Genomic DNA, 25,406 nt, shown 5'->3' with positions numbered 1-25,406 from the left:
GTGATATTAGAGCCAAATGTCCTTGAAACCACTAAAAGATACCTTTGGCCGACATATTGATTATCTGCGCTTGTCAGTGACGGACCGGTGTGATTTGCGCTGCACATACTGCATGGCGGAGGAAATGACGTTTCTTCCCAAACGTGAAGTGCTGAGCCTCGAAGAATTGGAGTTCCTCTCCGGCGCCTTTATTGATCGCGGTGTTAAAAAAATTCGGGTGACGGGCGGCGAGCCGTTAACCCGAAAAGACATAATGACACTGATGGCGCGCTTAGGAAGGCTCCTTGATAAAGGTGACTTTGACGAACTAACCCTCACGACGAATGCGACACAACTCTATCACCATGCGGATGTTTTGAGATCGGTGGGGGTAAAACGAATAAATGTTTCGCTTGATACGCTCGACGATAAGAAATTCGAGAAATTAACTCGGCGAAACGTGTTATCACAGGTGCTGCGCGGGTTGGATGCGGCCCAAAATGCGGGCCTCGAAGTTAAGATCAATACAGTCGCCCTAAAAAATATCAACGATCAGGAAATTCCCATGATGATTGAGTGGGCGCATGGGCGCGGGATGGAATTGACGTTGATCGAAGTTATGCCGCTTGGCGAGATTGACGAAGACCGCGTAGATCAATATTTGCCTTTGAGTGTTGTCCGGGACAGTCTTGAAGAAGGTTGGACGCTTACACCAATAGAAAAAAGAACTGGCGGACCTGCGCGCTATGTTAATGTTGAGCAAACGGGCGGGACGCTAGGTTTTATCACGCCGCTTACAAATAACTTTTGTGCGGGATGCAATCGTGTGCGAGTTACATGTACAGGCCAGATATATATGTGTTTAGGCCATTCTGACCGCATTGATTTGCGTGCTGCTATGCGTGGCGATAACCCTCAGCAGGCATTAGACGCAGCGTTGGATCGCGCAATGTTAAGGAAGCCAGAGCGCCATGCGTTTGACATATCAAAACGTGGTGAACAGCCATCGGTATCAAGACATATGTCAGTGACCGGAGGTTAGAGTGGCCCGCCTTTTGTTTTTTGGAAAACTTGGAGATCTAGCAGGCGGACGAGAGCGCAAGATACCGCTTCCGGCCGGCGTGAATACACTTAACGACTTGATCAAAGCGATTGAAAAAGATGATCACGTCTTGGGTAACGCGATCGGCGAAATTTCTGTGCGCTACGTTATCAACGAAAATATAGTGGATAGATTTCAGACCATAAACGAGTGTGATGAAATTGGATTTTTACCTCCTGTGAGCGGAGGGTAATGCCGTGATCGAGATTGCTAAAGAACCATTCGATCCAGCAGATAAGTTGTCAATTTTTCAGAACGGCTCGTCGGATGACGGCGCAATTGTTAGTTTTGTTGGTAAGGTTCGCGGTCAGGCCGAACATGAAGCGGTGACGACACTCAAACTGGAACATTTTCCGGGGATGACTGAGCGTTCAATCCAAGAATTTATGAAAACCGTATTTGAACGATGGTCGATTAATCGTGTGTCGATTGTTCATCGCGTGGGTGATTTATCACCCGGAGAGCCTATTGTTATGGTTTGTGTTAGCGCCGCACATCGACGTCAAGCTTTTGAAGCCGCAGATTTCCTGATGGATTTTTTAAAGACGAAAGCGATGTTCTGGAAAAAAGAGATACGGTCGGGCAGCGAAGCGTGGATTGAACCGCGTACAGAAGATTACGATGACGTAAAACGTTGGGATAAGGGCTAAAAAGAATGCATGGCATAAATGAAGCATTGGATTTCAAATCAGTACGCGTCGCTGTACTGACGGTCTCTGATACGCGAACAGCGGAAAATGACACATCAGGCGATGTTTTGGCTCAGCGGATTGAAGCGGCCGGGCATGTCCTCGCTGAGCGTTCGATTGTGCGTGATGATAAAGACGCTATTCAAAATCAGGTCTCTATGTGGATAGACAATCCAGAAGTTGATGTAGTTATTTCAACTGGCGGCACCGGGCTTACGGGGCGGGACGTAACACCAGATGCCGTAAAACCGTTGTTCGAAAAAGAGATCGAAGGATTTTCTGTGATCTTTCATCAAGTGAGTTTCGAAAGCGTCGGTTTGTCGACGTTGCAATCGCGCGCGACTGCGGGCTTAGCGCGTGGAACCTTCATTTTCTGCTTGCCGGGGTCAAATGGTGCCGTGAAAGATGGATGGGATAAGGTTATTTCTTATCAGCTAGATTTGCGGTACCGGCCATGTAATTTAGTGGAATTAATGCCGCGCCTGATGGAGAAGTAATGACCGATCAGCTTACGCATTTCGATAAAGACGGTCGTGTACGGATGGTAGATGTCTCCGACAAAGGTGACACAATGCGAAGCGCAAAAGCGACGGGCCGTGTTGTATTCTCCCAAGTCAGCTATGATATTATTCGTCGCGAGGGCGTCAAAAAGGGAGATATCGGTAGTATCGCCGAGCTTGCAGGTGTTATGGGCGCCAAGCGAACGAGCGACCTAATTCCGCTCTGTCACCCGTTGCCTATTACGGGCGTGAATTTAACTGTGCTGCCACACGATGATGATCACGCTTTCGTTGTGACGGCGGAAGTTAAGACCACCGGTAAAACAGGGGTTGAGATGGAGGCGCTAACATCGGTTATGACTGCTTGTCTTACGATTTACGATATGGCTAAGGCAGTTGATAAATCGATGGTGATCGAAGACGTCAAATTGATGGAAAAATCGGGCGGTAAATCTGGTGAATTTAAGCGGGCGGTAAAATGATCAGCGTTGATGAGGCCATTGATCATATTCTAAGTGGCGTAACGTCTATTGGCGCAGAGTTCGTTTCTCTTTCCGCTTTGCCCGGGCGTATTGCAGCTAGCGATGTCATTGCTCATATGACCCAGCCGCCATTTTCTGCTTCGGCGATGGATGGTTATGCGGTTCAATTTTCTAGTGCTGGTCAAGGCGCGGTTTTATCGATTATTGGCGAGGCACCGGCGGGCGTGCCATTCGATGGTTGCGTAGGGCCGAATGAAGCAGTGCGGATTTTTACTGGCGGCGTTGTTCCTGAAGGTGCGAACCATGTGATCATTCAAGAAGATGTTGTTCGTGAATGCGATGTTATTCGGGTGAATAGCGAGCAACAATCACCGGCGCATATCCGTCCAGCGGGTGTAGATTTTCAAAGTGGCGATGTGATTGTCGGCGAAGGGACTCGATTTCATGAAATTCATGGCGCAATTTGTGCTGCTGCGAATATTGGGAAAGTTTCAGTGCGACGCAGACCGAAAGTTGCGCTTTTTTCCAATGGCGACGAATTGGTCGAGCCGGGATCGGAATTAACGTCTGGCCAGATAGTGAACGCTAATCATTTTGCGTTGAGCGCAATGATAAAACGTTGGGGCGGAGAACCAATTTATTTAGGCTGCGCCCCCGATGACGAAGCGGCCTTGTGTCGTTTTTTTGAACGTGGTCAGGATGCAGACATTATTGTCCCAATTGGTGGGGCATCAGTTGGTGACTATGATTTCGTTAAGTCGGCTTTCGCGGCGGTTGGCGGCACCATTGTCTTTTCAAAAATTGCGGTTAGGCCGGGAAAACCAACCTGGTTTGGCAATATCGACAAAACGCGCGTAATCGGTCTTCCTGGGAATCCGGCTTCGGCTATTGTTACAGCGGCGCTTTTTCTTCAACCATTGGTGCGAAAACTAGCGGGTGAGGATTTCAAGTCGGCTCGGGAAATTGCATCATTAAAAGAAGCCATTGCAGCGAATGGCGCGCGGGAGTCATACCTCCGTGCTCAAATGTTTGAAACAGATAATAAATTAGAAGTAGTTGCATCACCTAATCAAGATAGCTCGCTACTTTTGCCGTTCGATCTCGCAGATGCTCTGATACGATGCCCAGCGAATGCGTCGGCATTAAGTGCCGGGCATGAAGTCGAGATCATTCGACTGCGTTAAAAAACTAAATTAACCCAACGCAAAATAAGTCGAATACTGACATATAAAATCAGAATGGCTGTTAGGTGTTTTATAGTTGCATTTTTTAATCGGTAATTGGCGAACCGAGATCCTATTTGCCCCCCAATTAATACTGCCGGAAAAAGTGCCCAATATTGCGATACAAGTGTCAGCGTCCCCAGATCGTTTAGTTTAGTGACCTGTCCAGTTAGTCCGGAAATTGAATTCACAAGTATAAAAAGACTACACGCGCCGGCGATTTCTTTTGGCCGTCCCCAGCGAAGAAAGTATAGGACCGGCGCAAGAAAAATTCCGCCACCGATACCAACCAAACCGGATAGAAATCCAATGCTGCCGCCGACCAATGCACCAATGTAGGGCGATGATGGTTTTGTGGCTTCGATAGGACTATTTTTTTGACCAAAGCTGAGATGAAGGCCCGCCGCTAAGAGAGAAAAGCCAAGCGCGCCAATAAAAATTGTTTCGGAAATTGGAATTCGCCCGCCCAACCACGCAAGCGGAATAGATGTCGCCACAAAGGGCAAAAGCTTTTTAAAATTGAGATGGCCAGCACTTGCGAAACGCCACGATCCACCCGCGACCACAAGGATGTTGCACACCAATGCAATAGTCGGGAGGACACGGTAGTCTACGCCGTATAGAACGAGTAACGCATTATAGGTCGATCCGCCGCCAAAGCCGACGGATGCATAAAGCGCGGCCGTGATGAAAAATAAAGTGGCTAGCAGGACCGACATGAACGTGCTCGCAAAAAGCTCAATCTAGTCACCGATCCTGCGATAGGCCAGCGCCAAATTTTAGAGAAAACGAGCGACGACCTCTTTGTAAGAACGTGAGAGTTTTAATTCGGCCCCATTTTCGAGGATGATGAAGTACTCACCATTAGAATGGGGGTGTAGCTCTTTTACTTTGCTGATATTGACGATGGCTGAACGGTGAATGCGTTGGAAGCGGGCAGGGTCAAGTCGGGATTGAAGCGCTTTCATTGTTTCACGAATAATATGTGTCTTTCCGCTCGCGTGGATGCACATATAATCACCAGCGGCATCAATCCACTCAATTTCTTCGGCCATGAGCACGACAACTTTTGAGCCATCTTTGAATGAAAGCCGTTCAGAATAGCGCTGTTTTTCGGTCCATGCTGGATCACTGATCAATTCTTTTATGCGATCGCGGTCATCGTCCGAAAGCGATGCTAACATTTCAATCAATTTTGACTCCCTTTTTGATGCCACTTTGTTTTTAATCGCTTCGCGTGCGCGGTGTAGCGCATCACTTAAACGTTCTTCTTCAACGGGCTTTACGATGTAATCGAGCGCATTCGCCTCAAAAGCTTCGATCGCATATTTGTCGTAGGCTGTGACGAATATGAACAAAGGAGCGGGCGCACCAATCATCGCCCGTACGACGCCGAAACCATCAAGCCCCGGCATTTGAATATCGAGGAACACGAGGTCCGGTGATAGCGCCTTGATATCTCTTACGGCCTCTCGGCCATTCGTGGACTGACCGATGATTTCAACCTCAGGAAAGGTCTCTAGCCGGAGCTTTAAGCCGCGAAGGGCCAATGGTTCATCGTCGACTAAAAGGACGCGAATTTTTTCGTCTGTCATTTTTATCCCCGTGTTTCGTACGGTAACCGCAAATTGACGCAAAGCCCTTGCGGATCGATTTTTTCAAGTTGGAATTCACTTCGTTTTTGATACATAAACAAAAGCCGGTCCCGCATATTGACGAGTCCCACGCCATTTTTTACGTCTGACAACAGTGCATGCGGGTCTTCAGGCGCGTTTGGTCCGTTGTCACACACCCGCAATACAAGGGTGTCGCGCTCACGCTTTGCTTCGATTAGAATTTCGCCACCGCTTTCCATTTGGGCGATGGCATATTTAATCGCATTTTCGATAGCAGGTTGAAGAATGAGTGAGGGTACGTAGGCACGCATTGTATCTTCGTCGATGTCAAACTTTACATTTAGTCGGTCCGCAAACCGAGTTTTTTCAATATCAAGATAGAGTTGCAGTGCGCGCACTTCGTCAGCTAGCGTTGTTTTTTGCAATGGATCGCTATCGAGCGAGTATCGCAAAAAGGCAGATAGCTGTGTAAGCATAGCGTTGGCTTGTTTGCCATCTTGCTCCATCACGAGTGTAGAAATGGCGTTCAACGTATTAAACAAAAAATGAGGATTTAATTGATATCGCAGCATTTTTAACTGTGCCTGGTCTGCGAGCCGTGCCGATTGTAATGCCCGGTCCATTTCGCTGCGGAATTTTAAGTAATAATTGATACCAAAATAAAACCCGGCCCATGACCCAAGTAAAAAGATGTTCACGGGAAGATCGGGAACGATCAGCAACAAATAGTTTGTTGTACCGAGGCTCGCACCGCGTAAATCCATCCATGCATTGCCAAAAAGAAAGCCGAAGGTCTGCGCTTTCATCGCTGACATTGCGATTGCCATCAAAATGGTCGAAGTGAGCACGATAACAAGCAAGACGACGGGGCCTTGGCGTCGAGCGAACCAATATATTGGTCGCGCGAGGATGCTTGTTGTCATAAACCCGATAAGCGATGACGCGACGGAATAGAGAAGAGAGTCTGGTGATCGCCCTGCAACGAATGTTGAAACACTGAGAATGTGAAGGGCGAAGAACCCAAGCCAACCGGCGATCTGAAGGATCCAAAACATCCGGCCCTTATCGGCAAAGAACCAATTCATCCATGCCCGGGATCGCCCCTGGGTTGGAATGAATGGCCCGGCCTGTTGGGCTGCAATATCGACGGAACTCATATGGATGTACTCAGAAGGTTGTAATTGCTTGTGTTTACTCATTGAAACCAAACCTGTCCGGGTTGAAATGCAAGCGCGCTGCGGCGAACGGCCCCTACGATGCGATGAATGTCGCAGGTGGCCGTCCGTTTCGCGCTGTATTTTAGCTTATTCGCCTAAGGACAACAAACGAACGTCGCCGCCAGCGGCAGTCGTATTGATCGTGAGCGTGCGTTCGGTCATGAAACGCCAAGGGGCGTCGAGCGTTGAAACAAGAGGTATGATCGAACTTTTACGGTCGGCCAGTCGGTGTTCGACTTCAACACGCGCAGACGCGCCACCATCAAAAACAATAACGCGCAAACGTTCGTCTTTAAGAATGCCGCTTGAAACACTTTCCTTGATAATCGAGATCACGCCAGCGGGAACACCTGCTTGTTCGGCGGCATTGCGGACCTTTTGTGCTGCTTCTCCATCGACGGTTACGACCGTATTCCCACAGGCGAGGGCCATTAGAATTTGTTTCAGATGATTGTCACCACCCAAACAAAGCGCAACGCCACGGCCACGATTTTTTAGTGTATTTGACTCGCCGGTCGGTCCAGGAAGTTCCACATTCAACTCAAGCTGATCAATCATTTTACTGATAGAGGCTGCCTCAGGATCCTTTAGCTTGTGAATGATTGCTTTTACGAAACTTGCTCGGTCGGCAGTATTCCACGCGCGGTAGCTAAGAGATGCAGCCGTAAGAGCAATATCTTCTTGGGCGTTCGTCTCTCCTTCGCTGATCGGTGCCCGGGCAGTGCCTTCTGGGCGGGGTCGTTTGACAAGCGCCGGAAGGTAGTGTGGTCCGCCAGCTTTTGGTCCTGTCCCGGAAAGACCTTCGCCACCAAAAGGTTGAACGCCAACAACCGCACCAATCTGGTTTCTGTTGACATAAAGATTACCGACACGAGCACGACGAGAAATTTCTTCCATCGTTTCGTCGATACGCGTGTGAATCCCCATTGTTAAACCAAAGCCAAGCCCGTTGATATCGTCGATGAGTTTATCCAATTCGTCAGCACGGTAACGGACCACGTGAAGTACTGGGCCAAAAACCTCTTGTGTTACATCACTGATGGACTTTAGCTCATATGCAACGGGGCCAATAAATGTTCCACCTTCAGTGTGGTTGCTGATTTCCGCGACTTTCTTGCCGATTTGATCTAGCCGCTGAATATGCGTGGCGATGTTCGCTTTTGCTTCTTCGTCAATGACTGGCCCTACATCAGTTGATAACGATGCTGGGAGTCCGAGATGTAGCTCAATCATTGAACCTTCAAGCATTTCAATGAAACGCTCGGCGATATCGTCTTGAACGCAAACCACGCGGCATGCAGAGCAACGTTGCCCCGCACTTTGGAATGCTGACGACACTGTGTCGTGTACAGCCTGTTCAAGAAGTGCCGTTGAATCAACAATCATTGCGTTGATCCCGCCGGTTTCGGCAATAAGAGCGGCATCATGTTTTTTCGCCGCGTTCATGCTGCGCTTAATGAGTTGGGCGACTTCGGTTGAACCTGTGAAAATAACGCCGTTGATCACCTGATGAGCGACAAGTGGACCGCCGACACTGGGGCCGTCACCGGGGAGATAATGAAGAGCACCTCCGGGTACACCCGCCTCGTGCAACAGTTTGATGGCTTCAAATGCGATTAAGGGCGTTTGTTCAGCTGGCTTTGCAATAACGCAGTTCCCCGCCGCCAGTGCCGCGCTGACTTGTCCGAGGAAAATCGCAAGTGGGAAATTCCAAGGGGATATGCAGGCAACGACACCAAGAGGTGATCCGGTTAGCTTTTCAGCCTCGTCGGCATAGTAACGCAAGAAATCCACGGCCTCACGTATTTCGGCGATTGCGTCCGGCCAGCTTTTTCCTGCTTCGAAAACAGCAAGCGCCATAAGCTTATAATCACGGGTTTCTAATAGATCCGCAGCATGACGAAGGATATTGGCGCGGTCGGCGACTGGTGTGTTTGCCCAGTTCGGTGCAAAGTCAGACGCAGCAACACAGGCAGCGGCAACATCTGTCTCTGACGCATTCTCGACGCATCCGATTACATCGCTGTGGTCAGCGGGATTGACGACATTGTTGCTTTTCCCGTTTCGTGGTTCACCATTGATGATCGGCTTTGCAACCAGATCGCCGATTACATTACGCGCATCGGGCGAAAAACCTTGAGCCGTGGGCGGATGGGTTTCATCATGCCCCCGCGCGGAAAGCCGCTCACCATTGAGGCAATCGCGGGGCGCGGGGATGCTGGGGTTTGCGTATTGCGTAAGCTCGGCAACTTCTTCGAGAGGGTCAGCGACCACATCATCAACGGATAGGTCCGGGTCGATCAACTGATTGACGAATGATGAATTCGCACCATTCTCAAGCAACCGACGAACAAGATAGGGCAGCAATTCTTTGTGTCCGCCAACAGGGGCATAAATACGCGAACGTGCACCGCTTTCAATGAGACTGTCATGGAGGGCCTCGCCCATGCCATGCAGGCGTTGAAGCTCAAAATCTTTGAAGTCGCCAGCCATCGCCTGAACCATGGTTGCCGTGAGCGCATTGTGGGTCGCGAATTGCGGATAGAACACATCGCTATTGTTAAATAGCTTTCGAGCACAGGCAATATAACTAAGGTCTGTCAATACCTTACGCGTGAATACTGGGTATGTTTCGAGGCCCATGACTTGCGCGCGTTTAATTTCTGAATCCCAGTACGCGCCCTTAACGAGGCGCACCATGATACGTCGCTCTGTCTCGCGCGAGAGCGCCGCTAGCCAATCTAGGACGTCAGTGGCGCGTCGTTGATAGGCCTGAACAACCACGCCAAACCCGGTCCAATTCGCGAGTTCCGGATCGCGCATTAAAAGCTCAACGATATCGAGCGATAGGTCGAGGCGGTCTGCTTCTTCGGCGTCAATATTAAAGCCCATATTTGCAGCTTTTGCCTGAAGCGCGAGCGTGCGGACACGTTCGCCCAACTCTTTCAGGACGCGCTCTTTTTTGACGTATTCATACCTTGGATGCAGTGCAGAGAGCTTGACGGAAATACCGGGATTTTCGGCGGCGCGTTCGCGGGTTGAATGTTTTGCGATCGCCGCAATCGCGTTTTCGTAGTCGCGAAAATATTTGTCAGCGTCTTTGGCTGTATGTGCCGCTTCGCCGAGCATATCGAAAGAAAAAACATAGCCCTTTTCGGCGAACCGTTTTGCGCGCTTCATGGCGCTATCGATGGTCTCACCCAAAACAAAATGTTCACCCATGATACGCATTGCCTGAGCAACGGAGGCGCGGATCACCGGCTCGCCTAAACGATCAAGTGCGGCCTTCGTGGCTGCAGCCATTTTTCGCAATGGGTCTTTGGCTTCGATGTCGTCGAGCCATGCAGCAGTTAGCATCAACGCACGGGTTGAAAAATTGACCAATGGGAACGGGCTTTTCCCTTTATGGGCCGCCCAATTTCCCGCTTCAATTTTGTCTTCGATAAGGGCGTCGGCAGTTGCAGCGTCGGGTGTACGCAATAAAGCTTCCGCGAGGCGCATCAGCGTTACGCCTTCGGCGGTCGAGAGTCCGTATTCTTGAAGGAACTTGTCGATAAGACCCGAACGAACAGCACCAGCCCGAGCGGCATGGACGAATTTAGCGGCTTGAGTCTGAGCAAGGTCTCTGGTCGCATCGTCAAGTTCAACTGCGTCGATCAATCTCGGGGTCAGTGTTTCCTCGGGCAATAGGTAGTGGTCGCGGATCCGTTGGCGGATTGTGCTGAGGGTCGATGATGCTTCCATTGCGTTTCCAATCTACGAATTCAATTTTGAGCGAACTTCTATTGGTTCATATTGGCTCCATGCCTGAAACCCACAGGTTGCGCCACTTTTATTGGGCCGAAAGTTCCACATTTTTGGTCGCTGCATAGCAGCATTGCAACGGCATGGTCCGGCGCTTAATTAGGTAAAAGTAGGTTGTGGCTGGGTAATCGCCATGCGCCGCAAGAATCTATCAAAGACGACACTGATTTCGGTCGAAAGGACGCGATAATGACAGAAGCCTATATTTATGACGCCGTGCGCACACCACGCGGAAAAGGCAAATCGGATGGCTCTTTGCACGAGGTCACACCGGTGCAATTAGCGACGCAGGTGCTCGAATCGATTCGGGACAGAAATGGCTTGTCTGCCGATGCGGTTGAAGATGTGGCCATGGGTTGCGTTTCCCCAGTGGGCGAGCAGGGTGCGGTTGTGACCCGTACCGCGGTTCTTAACGCCGGCTATGCAGAGACGACATCGGGCATTCAGGTCAACCGCTTTTGCGCCAGTGGGCTTGAGGCGATTAATATCGCGGCGGCAAAGGTCAAAGCCGGAGAGGCCGACGTCACGATTGGTGGTGGTGTTGAGTCAATGAGCCGAGTTCCTATGGGTTCTGATGGCGGTGCCTGGCCGACCGATCCGGAAACGGCCTTTAAAACCTATTTCGTACCGCAAGGCATCTCGGCGGATTTGATCGCCACTAAATATGGTCTTTCGCGCGATGATGTCGATGCATACGCGGTCGAAAGTCAGAAACGCGCGTCACAGTCTTGGAAAGAGAAACGTTTCGAAAAATCAATTATGCCGGTGCATGATGTGATGGGCGGAACGCTGCTTGATCATGATGAAACTGTACGTGCAGAAACCAACATGCAGTCGCTTGGAGCGTTGAACCCTTCATTTGCGATGCTTGGTGAGAATTTTGGTTTTGATGCGGTTGCGCTTCAAAAATACGCAGAACTTGAGAAAATCAACCACGTGCACCATGCGGGTAATTCCTCGGGTATTGTTGATGGTGCTGCGGGCGTCTTGATTGGTAATGAAGAAGCCGGCAAAAAGCTCGGTCTTAAGGCGCGTGCACGTATCGTTTCAATGGCGTCGATTGGGTCGGAGCCAACGATTATGTTGACCGGTCCGGAATTTGCCGCGCAAAAAGCGCTGAAGCGTGCAGGGATGGATAAAAAAGATATCGATCTGTGGGAATTGAACGAGGCATTTGCATCTGTCGTTCTGCGCTTTATGCAGGCGCTCGATATCGATCACTCAGACATAAACGTAAATGGTGGCGCAATTGCCATGGGTCATCCACTTGGTGCTACGGGCGCGATGATTATGGGCACTATGGTCGATGAATTGGAGCGATCCGGAAAATCCACGGCCCTTGTAACGCTTTGTATTGGTGCTGGCATGGGTACGGCCACAATCATCGAACGCGTTTAATCCATAGAATTAGGACGGACACAGAACAATGAGCTATAAAACATTAAACATCGAAGTTGACGGCGATGGTATTGCCCTTGTGACCATTGATCTACCGGGAAAATCCATGAATGTCTGGGACGCAGACTTGATGGAAGAGTTCGCGAAATGGGTTGATGAATTCGTAGCTGATGACAACGTCAAAGGCGCAGTGATTACATCAGGCAAGGCTTCTGGGTTTTTGGCCGGTGCTGACCTCAATATGCTCGGTAGCGGTTCAGTTGGTAAGGGCGGTAAGGCGACCAAAGAGGATCAGTTCAACTCAGCATTCGCACTCAATAGCGTTCTGCGAAAACTTGAAACTGGCGGTCATACGGCGAAAGCGCTAACCAAAGGCGAGGCGGCAGCAAAGCCTGTAGCAGCGGCAGTAAACGGCCTTGCGCTTGGCGGCGGTCTTGAATTGGTTCTCGCCTGTCATCACCGTGTTGTTGCCGATAATCCGAAAATTCAACTCGGCGTACCTGAGGTTCAGGTTGGATTGCTTCCGGGTGCAGGTGGCACGCAACGTCTGCCGCGCCTAGCGGGGCTACAAAACGCTGCGATGCTAGCCACGCAAGGAAAGCCGATTGATCCAAATACGGCCAAAGGCCAGGGCATTATCCAAGAGGTGGTGCCAGCCGATCAAGTCGTCGCAAAAGCAAAAGAATGGGTAAAGGCTAACCCAAAAGTCGCTCAACCATGGGACAAAAAAGGATTTAAGTTTCCCGGTGGGGGCGGCGCAATGGACCCACGCGCGGCGCAATTCTTTATGGCCGCGAATGCTATGGCGCAGCGCGAGACAAATCATAATTATCCTGCGGTTCGCTATATTCTTTCGTGCCTTTACGAAGGCTCGATTGTGCCTATGGACACAGCGATCCGGATCGAAACGAAATATTTTGTCAAGCTTTTGTCTAGTCCACAATCGCGCAACATGATTCGTACGCTGTTTATTAACAAGCAAGCCGCCGAAAAAGGTGAGCAACGGCCAAAAGATGTGCCGCCGTCCGCGCTTAAAAAAGTGGGTGTTCTTGGTGCCGGAATGATGGGCGCAGGTATCGCTTATGTGACAGCGAAAGGCGGTATGGATGTAGTCCTCCTTGATCGCGATCTTGAATATGCGAAAAAGGGCAAAGGCTATTCCGAGAAAATCGTCGAGAAAGGCATTTCGCGCGGGAAGGTCACAAAAGATAAGGGTGAAGCCCTATTGGCGCGGATTACGCCAACCACCGATTATAATGACTTGAAAGATGTTGATCTAATCATCGAGGCCGTTTTCGAAGATCCAGAAGTCAAAGCCGACGTGATTAAAAAAACAGAAGCTGTTATTGGAAAAGATATTGTCTTTGCATCCAACACTTCGACCTTACCAATTTCTGGTTTAGCAAAAAATTCGGAACGTCCAGACCAATTTATCGGTATCCACTTCTTCTCGCCAGTTGATAAAATGCCATTGGTTGAGATCATTCCTGGCGACAAGTCTGGTGATCGCTCTCTTGCGACGGCGCTTGATTATGTTCGCATGATTAAGAAAACACCGATTGTTGTGAAGGATACACGTGGTTTCTATACAAACCGTGTTGTTCCGCCATATCTCGGTGAGGCGATGATCATGGTGCAGGAGGGTATTAAACCGGCGCTTATTGAAAACGCTGCTAAAACACTGGGTATGCCGGTTGGACCGCTTGCGTTGACTGATGAAACGTCGCTTTCGCTTGGTCACATGCTGATGACCTCGACCAAAAAAGAGCTTGGTAAAGACTATAAACCGTCAGGCAACGAAGAACTTTTAGAAAAAATGGTTGTGGGCCTTGGACGCCACGGTCGGAAATCTGGTGGCGGCTTTTACGAATATCCTGAAGGCGGCAAAAAACATCTTTGGCAAGGTCTGTCAGAGCACTTCCCGGTTGCAGACGAACAGCCAAGCCTTGAGGAGACCAAAGAGCGGCTTCTTTATGCTCAGCTTATCCCTGCGGCTCAGTGTTATGCTGAAGGTATTGTCTTTGACCCGCAATCGGCCGATCTCGGCGCGATTTTTGGCTGGGGCTTTGCGCCATGGACCGGCGGTCCCATGAGTCATATCGACACGATTGGGCTGGAAAATTTCGTCCGTAAGGCAGAAAGCCTCGCGCAGAAATATGGCGCGCGGTTTAGCCCGCCAGAGAAATTCCGCGAGATGGCGAAATCGGGCGAGACCCTTTACGGACGTAAAGCGGCCTAAGCTACGATTTTTACAAACAAAAAAAGCCCGACCGGTTCGCTCGGCCGGGCTTTTTTATGCTTGTTGAATATGGCCGGTGGGCTGGGGTCTTGCCGCAGTGCAAAAGCGTTGATAGGAAGCGCTACAGAATCATTATTTTCCACAATTCAAGGACTTCAGACATGGCGCTTGAACGCACCTTTTCGATCATCAAACCCGATGCGACCCGTCGCAACATCACTGGCAAAGTGATTAACAAACTAGAAGAGGGTGGCCTTCGGGTTGTTGCTTCTAAGCGTATCCGCATGAGCCGCGAACAGGCGGAAGGCTTTTATGGCGTACACAAAGAGCGTCCGTTTTTTGGCGAGCTCGTAGAATTCATGATGTCAGAACCTGTCATTGTTCAGGTTCTTGAAGGTGAAAACGCGATTGCGCGTAACCGCGAAATCATGGGCGCTACAAACCCTGCCGAAGCTGACGCTGGCACGATCCGGGCTGAATATGCTGAATCTATCGGCGAGAACTCAGTTCACGGTTCAGATGGCCCTGATACTGCGGCACAAGAAATCGAATTCTTCTTCTCAAAAGACGAACTCGTCGGATAAACGCCAGAATTTCTGCCCTGCTCGTCGCTATTGGCGGAGCAGGGCAAATCCGCTTTAATTGCGCTCTGAAATTAGAGTGAAAGCGGGCCCATGACGGGCAATCTTTTTATAGATTCATCGATATCACTTCTAGCCATCGGTTCGATGGTCCTTTTGGCGTGGCTGATGTTTCGCGGCCCCGTGCCGCCGATCACCATGAAAGAGGCTGCGGGGCGGCTGGCATTTGATGAGCCAGATTTTCAGCCTTTAAACTGGTTTATTGATTGCGATGGGCGATCTGCTTTGGTGGAGGGCGCGGGCGGAGAGTACGCATTGGTGTCGCGCCTTGGCGTTGATTTGGTGACGCGGCGGTTTCCGCCGGGAATCGCGCTGAAAACCCATCTAGACGGTGACGGGCTTACAGTTTTTGCCACGGACATTACCACAAGATCCGTGCGCCTTTGTGGGCCTGACGCCGCGCAATGGGCCAGCAAGTTAGCACCAATCAGCGATAAGTAGGGTTTTTATGGAATTCCCGGATATCATTGCTCTCGCGGTTCCTGTTTTCTTGATACTCGTTATCACAGAGATAGTCGCGGTACGGATCATGAAACGGGGCCGCTATGAAGCGCGTGACTCGGCGGCAAGCCTCTTGATGGGCTTCGGCAGCGAGCTTGCGCCGTTATTGGGTGGCGGTGCGATTGTGGTTGCGGCCTTTGCGGGCGCATATGAACTTCGGTTCTTTGATATTCCGAATACCTTGTGGGCGGTTGCGCTTTGTTTTGTAATCGATGATCTGCGATATTATTGGTGGCATCGTATTAGTCATGAGCGTCGCTGGTTCTGGGCTAGCCATGTGGTACATCATTCGTCTCAGCATTATAATCTTACTACGGCCTTGCGGCAGACATGGACCGGGCAGATCCTAACGCAGATATTGTTTCGCGCGCCTTTGGTGCTTATCGGGTTTCATCCGGCAATGGTGGTTTTTGTTGGCGCGCTCAATCTTCTTTATCAATTCTGGATCCATACAGAAATTATAGGACGGCTAGGCCCGATAGAATGGGTGTTTAACACCCCGAGCCATCATCGAGTTCATCACGCCACGAACCCAAAATATTTAGATGCAAACTACGCCGGTACACTGATTGTTTGGGATCGATTATTTGGCACTTTTGTTCGTGAAGATGAATCGGAGAAACCGCGCTATGGCATCATCAAAAATTTGGGAACGTTCAATCCGATAATCATCTCATTTCATGAATGGGTTGGTATTCTAAAGGACGTAAGGTCCGCAAAATCGTTTCGTGACGTTCTGGGTTATACTTTTGGTCCGCCGGGATGGTCACCCGATGGTTCGCGGCAGACATCGGTGATGATCAAAGAGCGCTGGCAGCGTATAAATGGCCCTGACCGCAAGGAAGCGGACGCTCGAAAATTGGCACAGCAGCCCGCTGAATAGTGGATTGGCGAGCCATCTCCACAAACTGCACGTTACAGTTGAAAACGGCCAATTTTCGCCCCAATCGCCCCAGTTTTGCCGCTTCCGCCCCCATTAAATCATGATTAACCCGAACTTCGGCCTCGCTCAGGCGTTTACCTAGAGCTTGAGAGAGAAGGAGCGTTTTTATGCCCACAACAACATTATTTATGAACTCAGTCGTAGGTGCGGTCGCTGCTGCTAGTGTCGCTATTACGTCGTTGGTTGGTGTAAATACTGGCCCTGCATATGATAGTGATGAGTTGACCCGTCTCTCGCGCACAGAAGCCTCTGTGCATGCAGATCAAGTTTTCTTGCGAGCTGATCGAGACGGTGACAGTGCGCTCAACGTCGACGAATTCGCGGCCCTAAACATTGTGACGGCTGAACTCGCCAATTTAAATGGTTTTATCTCTGTCGAAAAGCTAGGTGCGATTGAAACCATCGCACTACCAAATCGTACGGCATCCGCACTCTCAGCATCTGAGCATGCGCGTATTGATGCTGTTTCACGCCATACGTTCTACGCCTTTGCTGGCGAGGACGGAAAAATGCAGCAGGGGGAGTATAAGGGTCTGCAAGAGGCAATCTTTTTGTCTTCAGACCTGAATGCTAATGGCGCTTTAACCCGCGCCGAGCTTGCATTGTTCGCGCAGCGTCAGGCCTTTCTACGCCCCGAGGCATGATGCTGTGCGGACAGAATTATCGGCTAAATTGACATTGGCCATCCCGCCGACTGCTTCATCGTAGACAGTACAAAGTTTGATGAGGAGTCTTTGACGCCCGGAAGTCGTGCGAGTTTTTTTAGTGCGACTTCCGCAAAGCCATTCATATCTTTGGCGACGACTTGCAAAATATAATCACCCCCACCGGAAATCGCCGAACATGAAACGACCTCTTCAATAAGATTCACGCCATTCTCGAATGCGGTGATGTTATCCTCTGTGTGGAAATCGAGTTTTACAAATACATATGCATGTAAATTAAGACCGATCGCGGAGCGATTTATCCGTGCGGAATATCCCTCAATCACGCCAGCTTGTTCCAGCTGTTTGACCCGACGGTGGCAGGCCGATTGGGATAGCCCAACTTTTTCGGCAATTTCGGCATTGGTGAGTCGTCCATCGGCCTGAAGAAGGTCAAGAATTTGACTGTCAGCCTTATCGATCATGCGAAAAAATCCCATTCAAATGGTAAAATCTGGAAAATATTCGAAAAAATGTCAACACACCGCTAAAATTGGCAAAATGTCCCACCATTTTTTGCTATATTTGAGGTATGGACCAAGAACAGATCACGACACCGAAAAATCCGTTTGAAGCGAACACAAACCACGCATTACGTGGTGACTATGAGCACATGCGTGAGGATTATACGGTCGAGCAGCCTTATGACCGTTATACGGACGCAGAACAGGCGCGTTGGCGATTTTTGTATGACCGTCAAAAAAAACTACTCGAGGGATATGCCGCTCAGGAGTATATTGACGGCTTAGAGGCGCTCAACGCTGGCGAGGCTATACCGCGTGTTGAAGACGCCAATAAGGTTTTGGGCGACGCTACCGGGTGGCAGCTTGTGGCTGTTCCGGGGCTAATTCCGGATGATGTGTTTTTTGATCACCTTGCGAATTGTCGCTTTCCCGTGAGTTGGTGGATACGCGGTGAACACGAGTTGGATTACCTCGTGGAGCCAGATTACTTCCATGATTTTTTTGGTCATGTGCCGCTTTTGTCTAATCCTGTGTTTGCAGAATATATGCGCAAATACGGAAAGGGTGGACCAAAGGCGATAGAATTCGGCGCACAAAAAATGTTGGCGCGGCTTTATTGGTACATTGTCGAGTTTGGTCTGATTTACACAAAGGATGGTCTGCGGGCTTTCGGCGCCGGGATGTTGTCATCCAAGAACGAAACGATCTATTCCGTTGAAAGTCCAAAACCAAATCGTATAGGATTTGACCTAGAACGTGTACTGAATACTGCGTATATGGTGGATGATTTTCAGAAAACATATTTCGTCGTAGATAGCTTCGAAAGCCTTTTTGAAATTAGTGACTGTGACTTTACGGAATTCTATAAGCGTGGTGCGGGAAGTCCCCCCATCAGCCCAGATCGGGTATTACCGACAGATCGAGTGATCAACAAAGGCGAGTTTTAACCCGACAAATTGTGCTTTTTTACTAATCCACGGATTTGATCATACGAAAGCGATAACGCTATTCCTGCGCGTTTTTGATTTCCGCCGTGTTGTCTGAGTGCTCGTTCGACGAGCGACTTCTCCACTTCATTTAGGTGCGCGCGCAAATCACTTTGTGTTTCGTCGTTCGTGGCAAGCGGCGTTATATTTGTGGTCGATGCCTGTTTTATTTTGCCGGAAATAGGGCCGAACGCTTTTTCAAAAGGATCTAGTTCTATTTCTGAAACTGGACCATCAAGTTCGGCTGCGGCCCAATGGAAGACGGCTCGCTCCGCTGCGTTTTTTAACTCGCGGACGTTGCCTGGCCAGTCATGAGATTTCAGCTTTGCCATCGCTTCGGGGGCGAAGCCGGGAAATGTAACACCTAATTCTGTTGCCGCGCTCGCGCCAAAATGAGCAGAAAGTAAGGGGATATCTTCGGGGCGCTCGCGCAGGGGTGGGGTCGCAACGACATCAAAGGCGAGCCTATCGAGAAGGTCCGCGCGGAAATTCCCATCTCGTGCCTGTACACGTAAATCCAAATTTGCGGCAGCGATTATTCTCACATCGGCATGTCGAGTTTCTTCACCGCCTATTCGTTCGTACTCGCCATATTCGATAACACGCAGTAGCTTTTCCTGAACACGTAAAGAGGCTGAGGCGATTTCATCCAGAAACAGCGTGCCACCCTCGGCCCGTTCAAATCGGCCTTGGTGCCGCTTGGATGCGCCCGTAAACGCACCGGCTTCGTGGCCGAATAGCTCGCTTTCCAACAGCGCCTCGTTCATCGCGGCGCAATTGACCTTGATCAGCGGACCATCCCAACGGGTTGAAAGAAAGTGAATGCGCGCTGCAATGAGTTCCTTACCTGACCCGCGTTCGCCCATTACCAAAACGGGCCGATCAATGGCCGCAACTCTTGATGCATGATCCAACGCATCAAGGAAGGCTTGTGATTGGCCAATTAAGTCTGGTGGAGAGGGGGTGTTGATCATAGGTAATAAATACCATGTGGTATCGGTAAATAATACGATAATATTGGTGAAAAATACCAATTAATGTGATGCAGAATTTTCCAAGAATTTTAAAATGTTCAATAATAACAGATATTTATCGGAATTGTTCAAACTTGGCACGGTTCTGGCAATGGAAGGAACCGACGGGGTTAACCAACCCAAGTGACCAAGGAGAATTCAGATGAGCCGATACGATTACGACAGAGACTGGGATAGCCGAATGCACAGCGCCTTTCGTGGCCGCGCCGGCTTTGCCTGGGGCGCGTTTTTCCTCGGTTTCATCCTCGGCGGCATTATATTTTAGGAGTACTAAAGATGGGAATGTTTTCGCGACTAAGCGACATTGTGAATTCCAACCTCAATTCCATGCTGGATAAAGCAGAAGATCCTGAAAAGGTTGTCCGCCTGATCATTCAGGAAATGGAGGACACGCTAGTAGAGGTACGGACAAATGCTGCGCGAGCGCTAGCGGACCGTAAGGAAGTAAACCGCAAAAAAGCAGAGTTTGGAATTCGCGCAAACGAGTGGGAATCCAAAGCGGAGCTTGCGATTGCAAAAGGTCGTGAAGATCTTGCTCGCGGTGCCGTTGCGGCAAAACGAAAAGCCGAAGAAATGATTGGCCTTCTGGATAAAGAGCTAGGGGCGATTGATGAAACGGTCGATAAAACCAATGGTGACCTAGAACGGTTACAGGTGAAGTTAAAAGAAGCGCGCACAAAACAGCGCTCTTTGGAAATTCGCCGTAATGCAGCTTCAGACAGCGTGCGCGTTAGCCGCCAGGTAAATGATGGCCGCATCGAAGAAGCCTTAGCGCGGTTTGACCGTTACGAGCGTCGCATTGATGAATTGGAAGCCGAGGCGGAAACTTGGTCGATGGGCCGTCCACGGACGCTCGAAGACGAGTTCAAGGATCTCGAGTCTGAAGATGCAGTCAATGCTGAGCTGGAAGACTTGAAAAGGCGTGTCGCCAACCGCACTTCTGGTGCTGGGCAAAGCTAGTAAAAAAGGGGCTAAATGATGGGCGAAGCGCAAATGGCAGTCGCAATCGTTGCGTTGATTTTTGTGGCCTGTCCGGCGGTGTTTTTGCACTACCGAACTGAGCTGCGGAAGACAAAAACGATCTCGGCAGATGATGAACGGCTGGTTGATGACTTATGGAAAACAGCACAACGTCTCGAGCGACGTGTGGATGCACTAGAGACAATTCTTGATAAGGAAGCGCCGGAATGGCGCCGTGATTATCCGGAGCGTCCTCATGCGTGATCATCACCACCAATGGCGCGATCGCGATAGTTATGCTTATCGTGCTGGTCAGCCGGGACCAGGACCGAACTACCACCACTTCCGACGGAATATGCATCGCGGAAAAGTGGCTGGAGTGTGCGCAGGGATTTCGGATTATTTCGGCTGGAGTCTGAAATGGGTGCGGATTTGCACGGTCCTTTTAACGCTATTCTTCTTCCCGCTACCAGCGATTATCTATCTGGCAATGGCCGTCATGATCAAAACTGACGATCAACCGCGATCAGCAGAGAGTGCCCGTTTTCATGATCCGGAGGCGGAGCGGTTTTGGCGGACATTTAACACTCGTCCAAAGGCGACATTCTCGGAATTAAAACACCGATTCCGTGCGCTTGATACGCGTATATCTGACTTGGAATATGCGGTGACTTCAGACGAGTACGGACTAAGAAAAGCTTTTCGCGATCTCGAACGCGGAAACTGATTGTCTGAATTATTTGAGTTGTTTGGAAGCCCTTTTCGAGGGTGGAGACGGGGAATCTGTGTCTTAGCGCAGGCGAGGAGAGAGAAAATGAGTATAATTATAGCGGCAGTAAAGGCCATTTTGCTGGCAGTTTTTGCGTTAATGGCCTTTTCTGCACTGATGATGGTCATGGGATATGAGCCCGCGGCTGCGCGAGAGGCGGCGCTTTGCACCGCCCAGCCAGTACCAAGCTGTCTATTTACTATTCTTTGAGACGCTTGCGGGCGGACCCGCTCCCGCCTAAGCTAAACATCACATCCGGGCCGCTTGGCGGCCCCAGCGAGGACGCAAGTGATGACAGGGACCAAGCGCACCACCAGTGCAGGCGGCGGTAATGCCCCTAAAAATGCAAAAGCTTCAAAAAAATCGACAAAAAATGGCCCGCGCTCCGGCAGTCGAGACAGAAGACATCTCCGATTTGCGGCCATCGATCTTGGTACCAATAATTGTCGGTTGCTGATCGCCGCCCCGCGTGGGCGTAACTTCAGAATTGTTGATGCGTTTTCTCGGATCGTTCGTTTAGGCGAGGGATTGGGGAAGACAGGTGTTCTGTCCGATGGTGCAATGGAGCGGACAATTTCTGCGCTTAAAATTTGTGCGCAAAAAATCGAAAAACGTGGTGTCACCCATATCCGTTGTATCGCCACCCAGGCATGTAGAGGGGCAGACAATGGTGAAGCCTTTCTTACTCGGGTTGCAGAGGAAACAGGGCTCAAGTTTGAAATCATTCCAACAGAAGAAGAGGCTCGACTTGCGGTTGTAGGGTGTGCCGAACTTCTTGACGAAAATACCGCCGCGGGTTTGATTTTTGATATTGGCGGCGGATCAACTGAATTATCTTGGGTGAAGATAACAAAACAAGGAAGCAGTAATCCGCCCACGGTAGATGTTGTGGCTTGGACATCACTGCCGTTTGGCGTTGTTAGCCTCGCGGAAAAGTGGGACGGGCGAGAAATAACTACTGAAAAATATGCTGCCATGATTGACGATATTCGTGCGCAACTATCAGCGGTTGGCGATCCAGCCGGGGTGAAAGCGTTGTTTGATAGTGATGACGCGCATCTTCTAGGCACATCAGGTACCGTTACGTCTATTGCGGGGGTTCATCTTGGGCTTAAACGTTATCGTCGTGATGAGATTGATGGCGTTTGGCTTACGGCAAATGATGCTCGCGAGGTAACGGAACGTTTGCGCGCCATGTCGCTTGATGACCGGGCAAATGAACCTTGCATTGGCCCTGATCGGGCGGACCTTGTCGTGTGTGGTTGCGCAATTCTTGATGCTTTGCAACGCGAGTGGCCCGCTAGCCGTATTCGTGTGGCTGATCGCGGTCTGCGAGAGGGTATCCTTGCGGATCTTACGCAGCAGGCGCGCCGCGAAAATCAGCGCTCGCGAAAAAAACGATCAAGGACGAAGGCAAGTTAAGAAGAAGCTACCGGCTTTTTTTGGTTAATGCAGATCATTTTGTGATAGTATAACAATAGGCTTTTTGTTTCAGTGTCCGTCGCGGGCAAAGAAATTGAACCATTAGCCGTTGCGATGGTTTGGCCCCGCTCGGGGACGTATGACAGTTTCGGAAGGTTCAAGGGTAAGACGACATATGGCGCATATATGTGCCATAATTGTTTATGCTTTGGCTCAGGTTATTTCTGTGGCCCATGCGGAAAGTGGTCACGACGCACAATCCTCATCAGAACATTGTGCGATATGCTCCCATGCATCTTTAGACGATGATCTCGTTACACCGCCAACCTTTCATGTAATCCGAAATTTCAGATTGTTTGATCGAGTTGTTTTTGTTCCTGAACTTTGGGTTTGTATTCAAAAAACCTATTCAAGTTTTAAAGTGCGTGGCCCTCCACGACGCTGATCTTCTGCAAATTTATAGCTTTTGTACTCGTTAGAAATTGCGTGGAAACATCGCAATGACGAGATCAGTCGATAATCTTTGGAACAAAGTTCATGCGAATAAAAGAATCACTGGGCGCAGCGCACGCGTTGGCTTTTGCTGGCTTGCTGGTGGCATTCCCTGCACAGGCCGAAATTACAGAAAATTCTACTGACGAAGACACTATTGTTGTAACCGCGACACGTACGGAAAAGCTTCTGTTGGAGACGCCGGCGTCGGTCAGCGTTCAAAATATGGAATTACTCCGTGAGCGTGGATTTACCTATGGAACAGATGAGTTTCGTGGTGTTCCGGGCGTCTTTTTTCGACGCGGGGAAGGCGACGGAGATGAATTTCCATTTATTACAATTCGGGGAGTCACGGGTAACCATGGGAATGATACATTCCTCGCACTGATTGATGGTATCCCTTTTGTTGGCCCTGATGAAGAAGTCCTATTGACAGAGGTTCCTTATGGATCTGTGGAGAACGTAGAAATTGTTCGTGGTCCAGTCTCAGCACTTTATGGTCGAGGAGCGATTGCGGGGGCCGTAAACTATTTAACCCGTACCCCATCGAAAAATGGCGCGCGCCTCGAATTCACCGGTGGAAGTGATGATTATTATCGTGTGGCCGGAGGAGTCGAAGGTGTTTTTGGCGATGTCTCTATTCTGGCTGATGCCGCCTATGAAAACTATGAAGGGTGGCGGGAGAATAGTGCGCGTGAAACGTTAAACCTGTTCCTCAAAGGCGTTTGGGCTCCTACTGATCAAACTGCGGTGACGGGATATCTTAGCTACATTAATCGAGAAGCTGAGGTTCCGAGTACTATTCCCACTTTGGCTGACGGTACTATTGTAGATGTTATTGGTGGTCGAGAATCATTTCTAGGAATGCCCCCTACAAATAATGATGTTGAAGGGTTTATCGGTGCGCTACGTTTGAATCATGAATTCAATGATCAACTTAGTGTTCAATTAACCGGTCACGCACGTCATTTCGACAGTGATGTACGTCTTAATTTTTATGATGCCTACGGATTTGATCCATCACGAAATGTGATGGCAATCAATGGTTTTGCATCGCAGACTGAATCTACTGTTTTTGTTGGTGAAGCATTGGTGAATTGGAATACTGGTCGCCATAATATCGTAGCTGGCTTATCGGCGGAAAGAGCGACCCTGGATGAAGTTGATCGCTGGTCTGGGCAATTTGGATTTACGTTTGACTGCGGGTTTGCGTTTTATCTCGTTGAAATTGACTACGCCACAGGCGCGTTACTAAACCAAAACAACGCCTGTTTCGTCAATGATCAACTTCGTACCAACGCAGAAACAACAAACACATTCTGGAGCGCGTTTGTTCAAGACGAAATTTCGTTGACATCAAACCTCACATTAACCGTGGGGGCGCGTTATGACGCTTTCCGGCGGAATGTGGATTTTAACGTACTCGGAGCAATTCCGACGGATGAAACGGCTGAGGGCGACGAAGGTGCCTTTGCTCCAAAGGCGTCACTTGCCTATGATTATGGCCCGGGCATTTTCTATGCTTCGTACGGACGTGGCTTCAATTCCAATTTCGGGCCAATCTTCCAGTGGGATACATCCCAATATGCACGTGTCGAACGCCCTACGACCATAGATAGTTTTGAACTTGGTTGGAAAGGTGCTGCGCTTGATGGTCAAATAGAATGGGAAACGGCGGTCTTTTATCTTACGCAGCGAAATCGGCGTTTGTTTGTGTCAAATCCAGACCCAATGGGCCCATCTACCTTGGCAACAACGGGGCAAAAGTTTTCAAGCCGTGGATTAGAGGCTTCATTTCGTGCGTATCCGACAGATCGAACCAAGGTCACATTGAATTACACTTATCTTGACCCCGAGTGGGACGAGTTGATTCTATCATCCTTTGGTGGAGACATTGACCTAACAGGAACTGACCCGACTGGCGTTGCTGATCATATTGTTTATGCCGAAATCAATCAGGAAATAACCGATTGGTTATCCGCAACTGCGACCTATGAATATTATAGTGACTATCAAATTACGCAGGAAAATAATGTTCAAAAGGCCGGGGCTTATGATTTGGTAAACCTATCGGCCACTGCGCGGCTTCCGGGGAGGGATGATTTTTCGCTGTCGGTGTCAGTTCTAAATCTATTTGACAATGAATATTACTATTTCTTTGGCGGTCTTCGTGATTCCGCTACGAACGTCACGCCCGGTGCTCCTCGCCAGTTCAGAGCAACCTTGAAAAAGACATTCTAA

Annotated in this window: 25 protein-coding genes; 19 read left to right on the top strand and 6 right to left on the bottom strand. The window is 49.7% G+C overall.

All coding sequences use genetic code 11. The features are described 5' to 3' along the window. Positions 1 to 16: 16 nt before the first annotated feature. The 6 genes from moaA to ABFZ84_RS12205 are packed head-to-tail and all read left to right on the top strand — an operon-like array spanning position 17 to position 3,936. A complete protein-coding gene (gene moaA / locus ABFZ84_RS12230) occupies positions 17 to 1,021 on the top strand; it encodes a GTP 3',8-cyclase MoaA (protein ID WP_369314298.1) in 1,005 nt (334 codons plus the stop codon). A gap of 1 nt (position 1,022) precedes the next feature. Further along, positions 1,023 to 1,274, top strand: coding sequence for a MoaD/ThiS family protein (locus ABFZ84_RS12225; protein WP_369314297.1), 252 nt, complete (start codon positions 1,023 to 1,025; stop codon positions 1,272 to 1,274). Between the two features lie 4 nt (positions 1,275 to 1,278). Continuing rightward, positions 1,279 to 1,731, top strand: a complete 453-nt coding sequence (locus tag ABFZ84_RS12220) for a molybdenum cofactor biosynthesis protein MoaE (RefSeq protein ID WP_369314296.1) — start codon at positions 1,279 to 1,281, stop codon at positions 1,729 to 1,731. Between the two features lie 5 nt (positions 1,732 to 1,736). Further along, a complete protein-coding gene (gene moaB / locus ABFZ84_RS12215) occupies positions 1,737 to 2,267 on the top strand; it encodes a molybdenum cofactor biosynthesis protein B (protein WP_369314295.1) in 531 nt (176 codons plus the stop codon). Further along, positions 2,267 to 2,752, top strand: coding sequence for a cyclic pyranopterin monophosphate synthase MoaC (gene moaC, locus ABFZ84_RS12210; RefSeq protein ID WP_369314294.1), 486 nt, complete (start codon positions 2,267 to 2,269; stop codon positions 2,750 to 2,752). The genes moaB and moaC overlap by 1 nt, the downstream gene beginning before the upstream one ends. Next, positions 2,749 to 3,936, top strand: coding sequence for a molybdopterin molybdotransferase MoeA (locus tag ABFZ84_RS12205; protein ID WP_369314293.1), 1,188 nt, complete (start codon positions 2,749 to 2,751; stop codon positions 3,934 to 3,936). The genes moaC and ABFZ84_RS12205 overlap by 4 nt, the downstream gene beginning before the upstream one ends. Here the strand turns inward: ABFZ84_RS12205 and ABFZ84_RS12200 are convergent. The 4 genes from ABFZ84_RS12200 to putA form a co-directional block, all read right to left on the bottom strand. Continuing rightward, complete coding sequence (locus tag ABFZ84_RS12200; protein WP_369314292.1) at positions 3,933 to 4,694, bottom strand: sulfite exporter TauE/SafE family protein; 762 nt, start codon at positions 4,692 to 4,694, stop codon at positions 3,933 to 3,935. The two genes, ABFZ84_RS12205 and ABFZ84_RS12200, sit on opposite strands and share 4 nt — an antisense overlap. Before the next feature lie 60 nt (positions 4,695 to 4,754). Then, positions 4,755 to 5,570, bottom strand: coding sequence for a LytR/AlgR family response regulator transcription factor (locus ABFZ84_RS12195; RefSeq protein WP_369314291.1), 816 nt, complete (start codon positions 5,568 to 5,570; stop codon positions 4,755 to 4,757). A 2-nt stretch (positions 5,571 to 5,572) separates the two neighbouring features. After that, a complete protein-coding gene (locus ABFZ84_RS12190) occupies positions 5,573 to 6,790 on the bottom strand; it encodes a sensor histidine kinase (protein ID WP_369314290.1) in 1,218 nt (405 codons plus the stop codon). 105 nt (positions 6,791 to 6,895) lie between these two features. Then, positions 6,896 to 10,552, bottom strand: coding sequence for a bifunctional proline dehydrogenase/L-glutamate gamma-semialdehyde dehydrogenase PutA (gene putA, locus ABFZ84_RS12185; RefSeq protein WP_369314289.1), 3,657 nt, complete (start codon positions 10,550 to 10,552; stop codon positions 6,896 to 6,898). 249 nt (positions 10,553 to 10,801) lie between these two features. Between putA and ABFZ84_RS12180 the strand changes: the two genes are divergently transcribed. The 6 genes from ABFZ84_RS12180 (at position 10,802) to ABFZ84_RS12155 (ending at position 16,978) form a co-directional block, all read left to right on the top strand. Next, positions 10,802 to 12,010: an acetyl-CoA C-acetyltransferase gene (locus ABFZ84_RS12180; RefSeq protein WP_369314288.1), complete on the top strand. Its 1,209-nt coding sequence runs from the start codon at positions 10,802 to 10,804 to the stop codon at positions 12,008 to 12,010. Between the two features lie 28 nt (positions 12,011 to 12,038). Further along, positions 12,039 to 14,249: a 3-hydroxyacyl-CoA dehydrogenase NAD-binding domain-containing protein gene (locus ABFZ84_RS12175; RefSeq protein WP_369314287.1), complete on the top strand. Its 2,211-nt coding sequence runs from the start codon at positions 12,039 to 12,041 to the stop codon at positions 14,247 to 14,249. Between the two features lie 161 nt (positions 14,250 to 14,410). Further along, positions 14,411 to 14,833, top strand: a complete 423-nt coding sequence (gene ndk, locus ABFZ84_RS12170; protein WP_369314286.1) for a nucleoside-diphosphate kinase — start codon at positions 14,411 to 14,413, stop codon at positions 14,831 to 14,833. Between the two features lie 90 nt (positions 14,834 to 14,923). Next, positions 14,924 to 15,331 carry a hypothetical protein gene (locus ABFZ84_RS12165; RefSeq protein ID WP_369314285.1) on the top strand — a complete coding sequence of 136 codons (408 nt, stop codon included), beginning with the start codon at positions 14,924 to 14,926 and terminating at the stop codon, positions 15,329 to 15,331. A 7-nt stretch (positions 15,332 to 15,338) separates the two neighbouring features. Next, positions 15,339 to 16,274: a sterol desaturase family protein gene (locus ABFZ84_RS12160; RefSeq protein ID WP_369314284.1), complete on the top strand. Its 936-nt coding sequence runs from the start codon at positions 15,339 to 15,341 to the stop codon at positions 16,272 to 16,274. Between the two features lie 167 nt (positions 16,275 to 16,441). Continuing rightward, entirely contained in the window at positions 16,442 to 16,978 is a 537-nt protein-coding gene (locus ABFZ84_RS12155) for a CREC-EF hand family protein (RefSeq protein WP_369314283.1), read from the top strand. 23 nt (positions 16,979 to 17,001) lie between these two features. Here ABFZ84_RS12155 and ABFZ84_RS12150 read toward each other — a convergent pair whose 3' ends face one another. Continuing rightward, positions 17,002 to 17,463 carry an Lrp/AsnC family transcriptional regulator gene (locus ABFZ84_RS12150; RefSeq protein WP_369314282.1) on the bottom strand — a complete coding sequence of 154 codons (462 nt, stop codon included), beginning with the start codon at positions 17,461 to 17,463 and terminating at the stop codon, positions 17,002 to 17,004. Between the two features lie 107 nt (positions 17,464 to 17,570). Here ABFZ84_RS12150 and phhA point away from each other — a divergent pair, with 107 nt between their 5' ends. Further along, positions 17,571 to 18,449 (top strand): phenylalanine 4-monooxygenase, encoded by an 879-nt coding sequence (phhA, locus tag ABFZ84_RS12145; protein WP_369314281.1) that lies wholly within the window; start codon positions 17,571 to 17,573, stop codon positions 18,447 to 18,449. Here phhA and pspF read toward each other — a convergent pair. Further along, complete coding sequence (gene pspF / locus ABFZ84_RS12140) at positions 18,446 to 19,462, bottom strand: phage shock protein operon transcriptional activator (protein ID WP_369314280.1); 1,017 nt, start codon at positions 19,460 to 19,462, stop codon at positions 18,446 to 18,448. The genes phhA and pspF overlap by 4 nt on opposite strands. 336 nt (positions 19,463 to 19,798) lie before the next feature. On the opposite strand from pspF, the gene pspA reads away from it, so the two are divergent. The 6 genes from pspA to ABFZ84_RS12110 all read left to right on the top strand — a co-directional run bounded on the left by pspA (position 19,799) and on the right by ABFZ84_RS12110 (position 25,406). Next, on the top strand, positions 19,799 to 20,482 hold the full coding sequence (pspA, locus tag ABFZ84_RS12135) for a phage shock protein PspA (protein WP_369314279.1): 684 nt from the start codon (positions 19,799 to 19,801) through the stop codon (positions 20,480 to 20,482). 15 nt (positions 20,483 to 20,497) lie between these two features. Next, on the top strand, positions 20,498 to 20,746 hold the full coding sequence (gene pspB / locus ABFZ84_RS12130; RefSeq protein ID WP_369314278.1) for an envelope stress response membrane protein PspB: 249 nt from the start codon (positions 20,498 to 20,500) through the stop codon (positions 20,744 to 20,746). Next, complete coding sequence (locus ABFZ84_RS12125) at positions 20,739 to 21,209, top strand: PspC domain-containing protein (RefSeq protein WP_369314277.1); 471 nt, start codon at positions 20,739 to 20,741, stop codon at positions 21,207 to 21,209. The genes pspB and ABFZ84_RS12125 overlap by 8 nt, the downstream gene beginning before the upstream one ends. An 87-nt stretch (positions 21,210 to 21,296) precedes the next feature. Next, the gene (locus ABFZ84_RS12120; protein ID WP_369314276.1) at positions 21,297 to 21,461 is read left to right on the top strand and encodes a hypothetical protein; all 165 of its coding nucleotides are present in this window, start codon (positions 21,297 to 21,299) and stop codon (positions 21,459 to 21,461) included. A gap of 81 nt (positions 21,462 to 21,542) precedes the next feature. After that, on the top strand, positions 21,543 to 22,673 hold the full coding sequence (locus ABFZ84_RS12115) for a Ppx/GppA phosphatase family protein (RefSeq protein ID WP_369314275.1): 1,131 nt from the start codon (positions 21,543 to 21,545) through the stop codon (positions 22,671 to 22,673). 537 nt (positions 22,674 to 23,210) lie between these two features. Continuing rightward, positions 23,211 to 25,406, top strand: coding sequence for a TonB-dependent receptor (locus ABFZ84_RS12110; RefSeq protein ID WP_369314274.1), 2,196 nt, complete (start codon positions 23,211 to 23,213; stop codon positions 25,404 to 25,406).

The sequence above is a fragment of the Hyphococcus lacteus genome (assembly GCF_041058985.1).
Classification (GTDB): Bacteria; Pseudomonadota; Alphaproteobacteria; order Caulobacterales; family Parvularculaceae; genus Hyphococcus; species Hyphococcus lacteus.
This window is presented reverse-complemented; position numbering and strand designations above follow the sequence as displayed.

What these genes read in the sequence shown, in the direction of transcription:
- moaA (WP_369314298.1), top strand. Translation starts at nt 17, where the DNA reads ATGTCCTTGAAACCACTAAAAGATACCTTTGGCCGACATATTGATTAT.
- moaB (WP_369314295.1), top strand. Translation starts at nt 1,737, where the DNA reads ATGCATGGCATAAATGAAGCATTGGATTTCAAATCAGTACGCGTCGCT.
- moaC (WP_369314294.1), top strand. Translation starts at nt 2,267, where the DNA reads ATGACCGATCAGCTTACGCATTTCGATAAAGACGGTCGTGTACGGATG.
- ABFZ84_RS12205 (WP_369314293.1), top strand. Translation starts at nt 2,749, where the DNA reads ATGATCAGCGTTGATGAGGCCATTGATCATATTCTAAGTGGCGTAACG.
- ABFZ84_RS12200 (WP_369314292.1), bottom strand. Translation starts at nt 4,694, where the DNA reads ATGTCGGTCCTGCTAGCCACTTTATTTTTCATCACGGCCGCGCTTTAT.
- ABFZ84_RS12195 (WP_369314291.1), bottom strand. Translation starts at nt 5,570, where the DNA reads ATGACAGACGAAAAAATTCGCGTCCTTTTAGTCGACGATGAACCATTG.
- ABFZ84_RS12190 (WP_369314290.1), bottom strand. Translation starts at nt 6,790, where the DNA reads ATGAGTAAACACAAGCAATTACAACCTTCTGAGTACATCCATATGAGT.
- putA (WP_369314289.1), bottom strand. Translation starts at nt 10,552, where the DNA reads ATGGAAGCATCATCGACCCTCAGCACAATCCGCCAACGGATCCGCGAC.
- ABFZ84_RS12180 (WP_369314288.1), top strand. Translation starts at nt 10,802, where the DNA reads ATGACAGAAGCCTATATTTATGACGCCGTGCGCACACCACGCGGAAAA.
- ABFZ84_RS12175 (WP_369314287.1), top strand. Translation starts at nt 12,039, where the DNA reads ATGAGCTATAAAACATTAAACATCGAAGTTGACGGCGATGGTATTGCC.
- ndk (WP_369314286.1), top strand. Translation starts at nt 14,411, where the DNA reads ATGGCGCTTGAACGCACCTTTTCGATCATCAAACCCGATGCGACCCGT.
- ABFZ84_RS12165 (WP_369314285.1), top strand. Translation starts at nt 14,924, where the DNA reads ATGACGGGCAATCTTTTTATAGATTCATCGATATCACTTCTAGCCATC.
- ABFZ84_RS12160 (WP_369314284.1), top strand. Translation starts at nt 15,339, where the DNA reads ATGGAATTCCCGGATATCATTGCTCTCGCGGTTCCTGTTTTCTTGATA.
- ABFZ84_RS12155 (WP_369314283.1), top strand. Translation starts at nt 16,442, where the DNA reads ATGCCCACAACAACATTATTTATGAACTCAGTCGTAGGTGCGGTCGCT.
- ABFZ84_RS12150 (WP_369314282.1), bottom strand. Translation starts at nt 17,463, where the DNA reads ATGATCGATAAGGCTGACAGTCAAATTCTTGACCTTCTTCAGGCCGAT.
- phhA (WP_369314281.1), top strand. Translation starts at nt 17,571, where the DNA reads ATGGACCAAGAACAGATCACGACACCGAAAAATCCGTTTGAAGCGAAC.
- pspF (WP_369314280.1), bottom strand. Translation starts at nt 19,462, where the DNA reads ATGATCAACACCCCCTCTCCACCAGACTTAATTGGCCAATCACAAGCC.
- pspA (WP_369314279.1), top strand. Translation starts at nt 19,799, where the DNA reads ATGGGAATGTTTTCGCGACTAAGCGACATTGTGAATTCCAACCTCAAT.
- pspB (WP_369314278.1), top strand. Translation starts at nt 20,498, where the DNA reads ATGATGGGCGAAGCGCAAATGGCAGTCGCAATCGTTGCGTTGATTTTT.
- ABFZ84_RS12125 (WP_369314277.1), top strand. Translation starts at nt 20,739, where the DNA reads ATGCGTGATCATCACCACCAATGGCGCGATCGCGATAGTTATGCTTAT.
- ABFZ84_RS12120 (WP_369314276.1), top strand. Translation starts at nt 21,297, where the DNA reads ATGAGTATAATTATAGCGGCAGTAAAGGCCATTTTGCTGGCAGTTTTT.
- ABFZ84_RS12115 (WP_369314275.1), top strand. Translation starts at nt 21,543, where the DNA reads ATGACAGGGACCAAGCGCACCACCAGTGCAGGCGGCGGTAATGCCCCT.
- ABFZ84_RS12110 (WP_369314274.1), top strand. Translation starts at nt 23,211, where the DNA reads ATGCGAATAAAAGAATCACTGGGCGCAGCGCACGCGTTGGCTTTTGCT.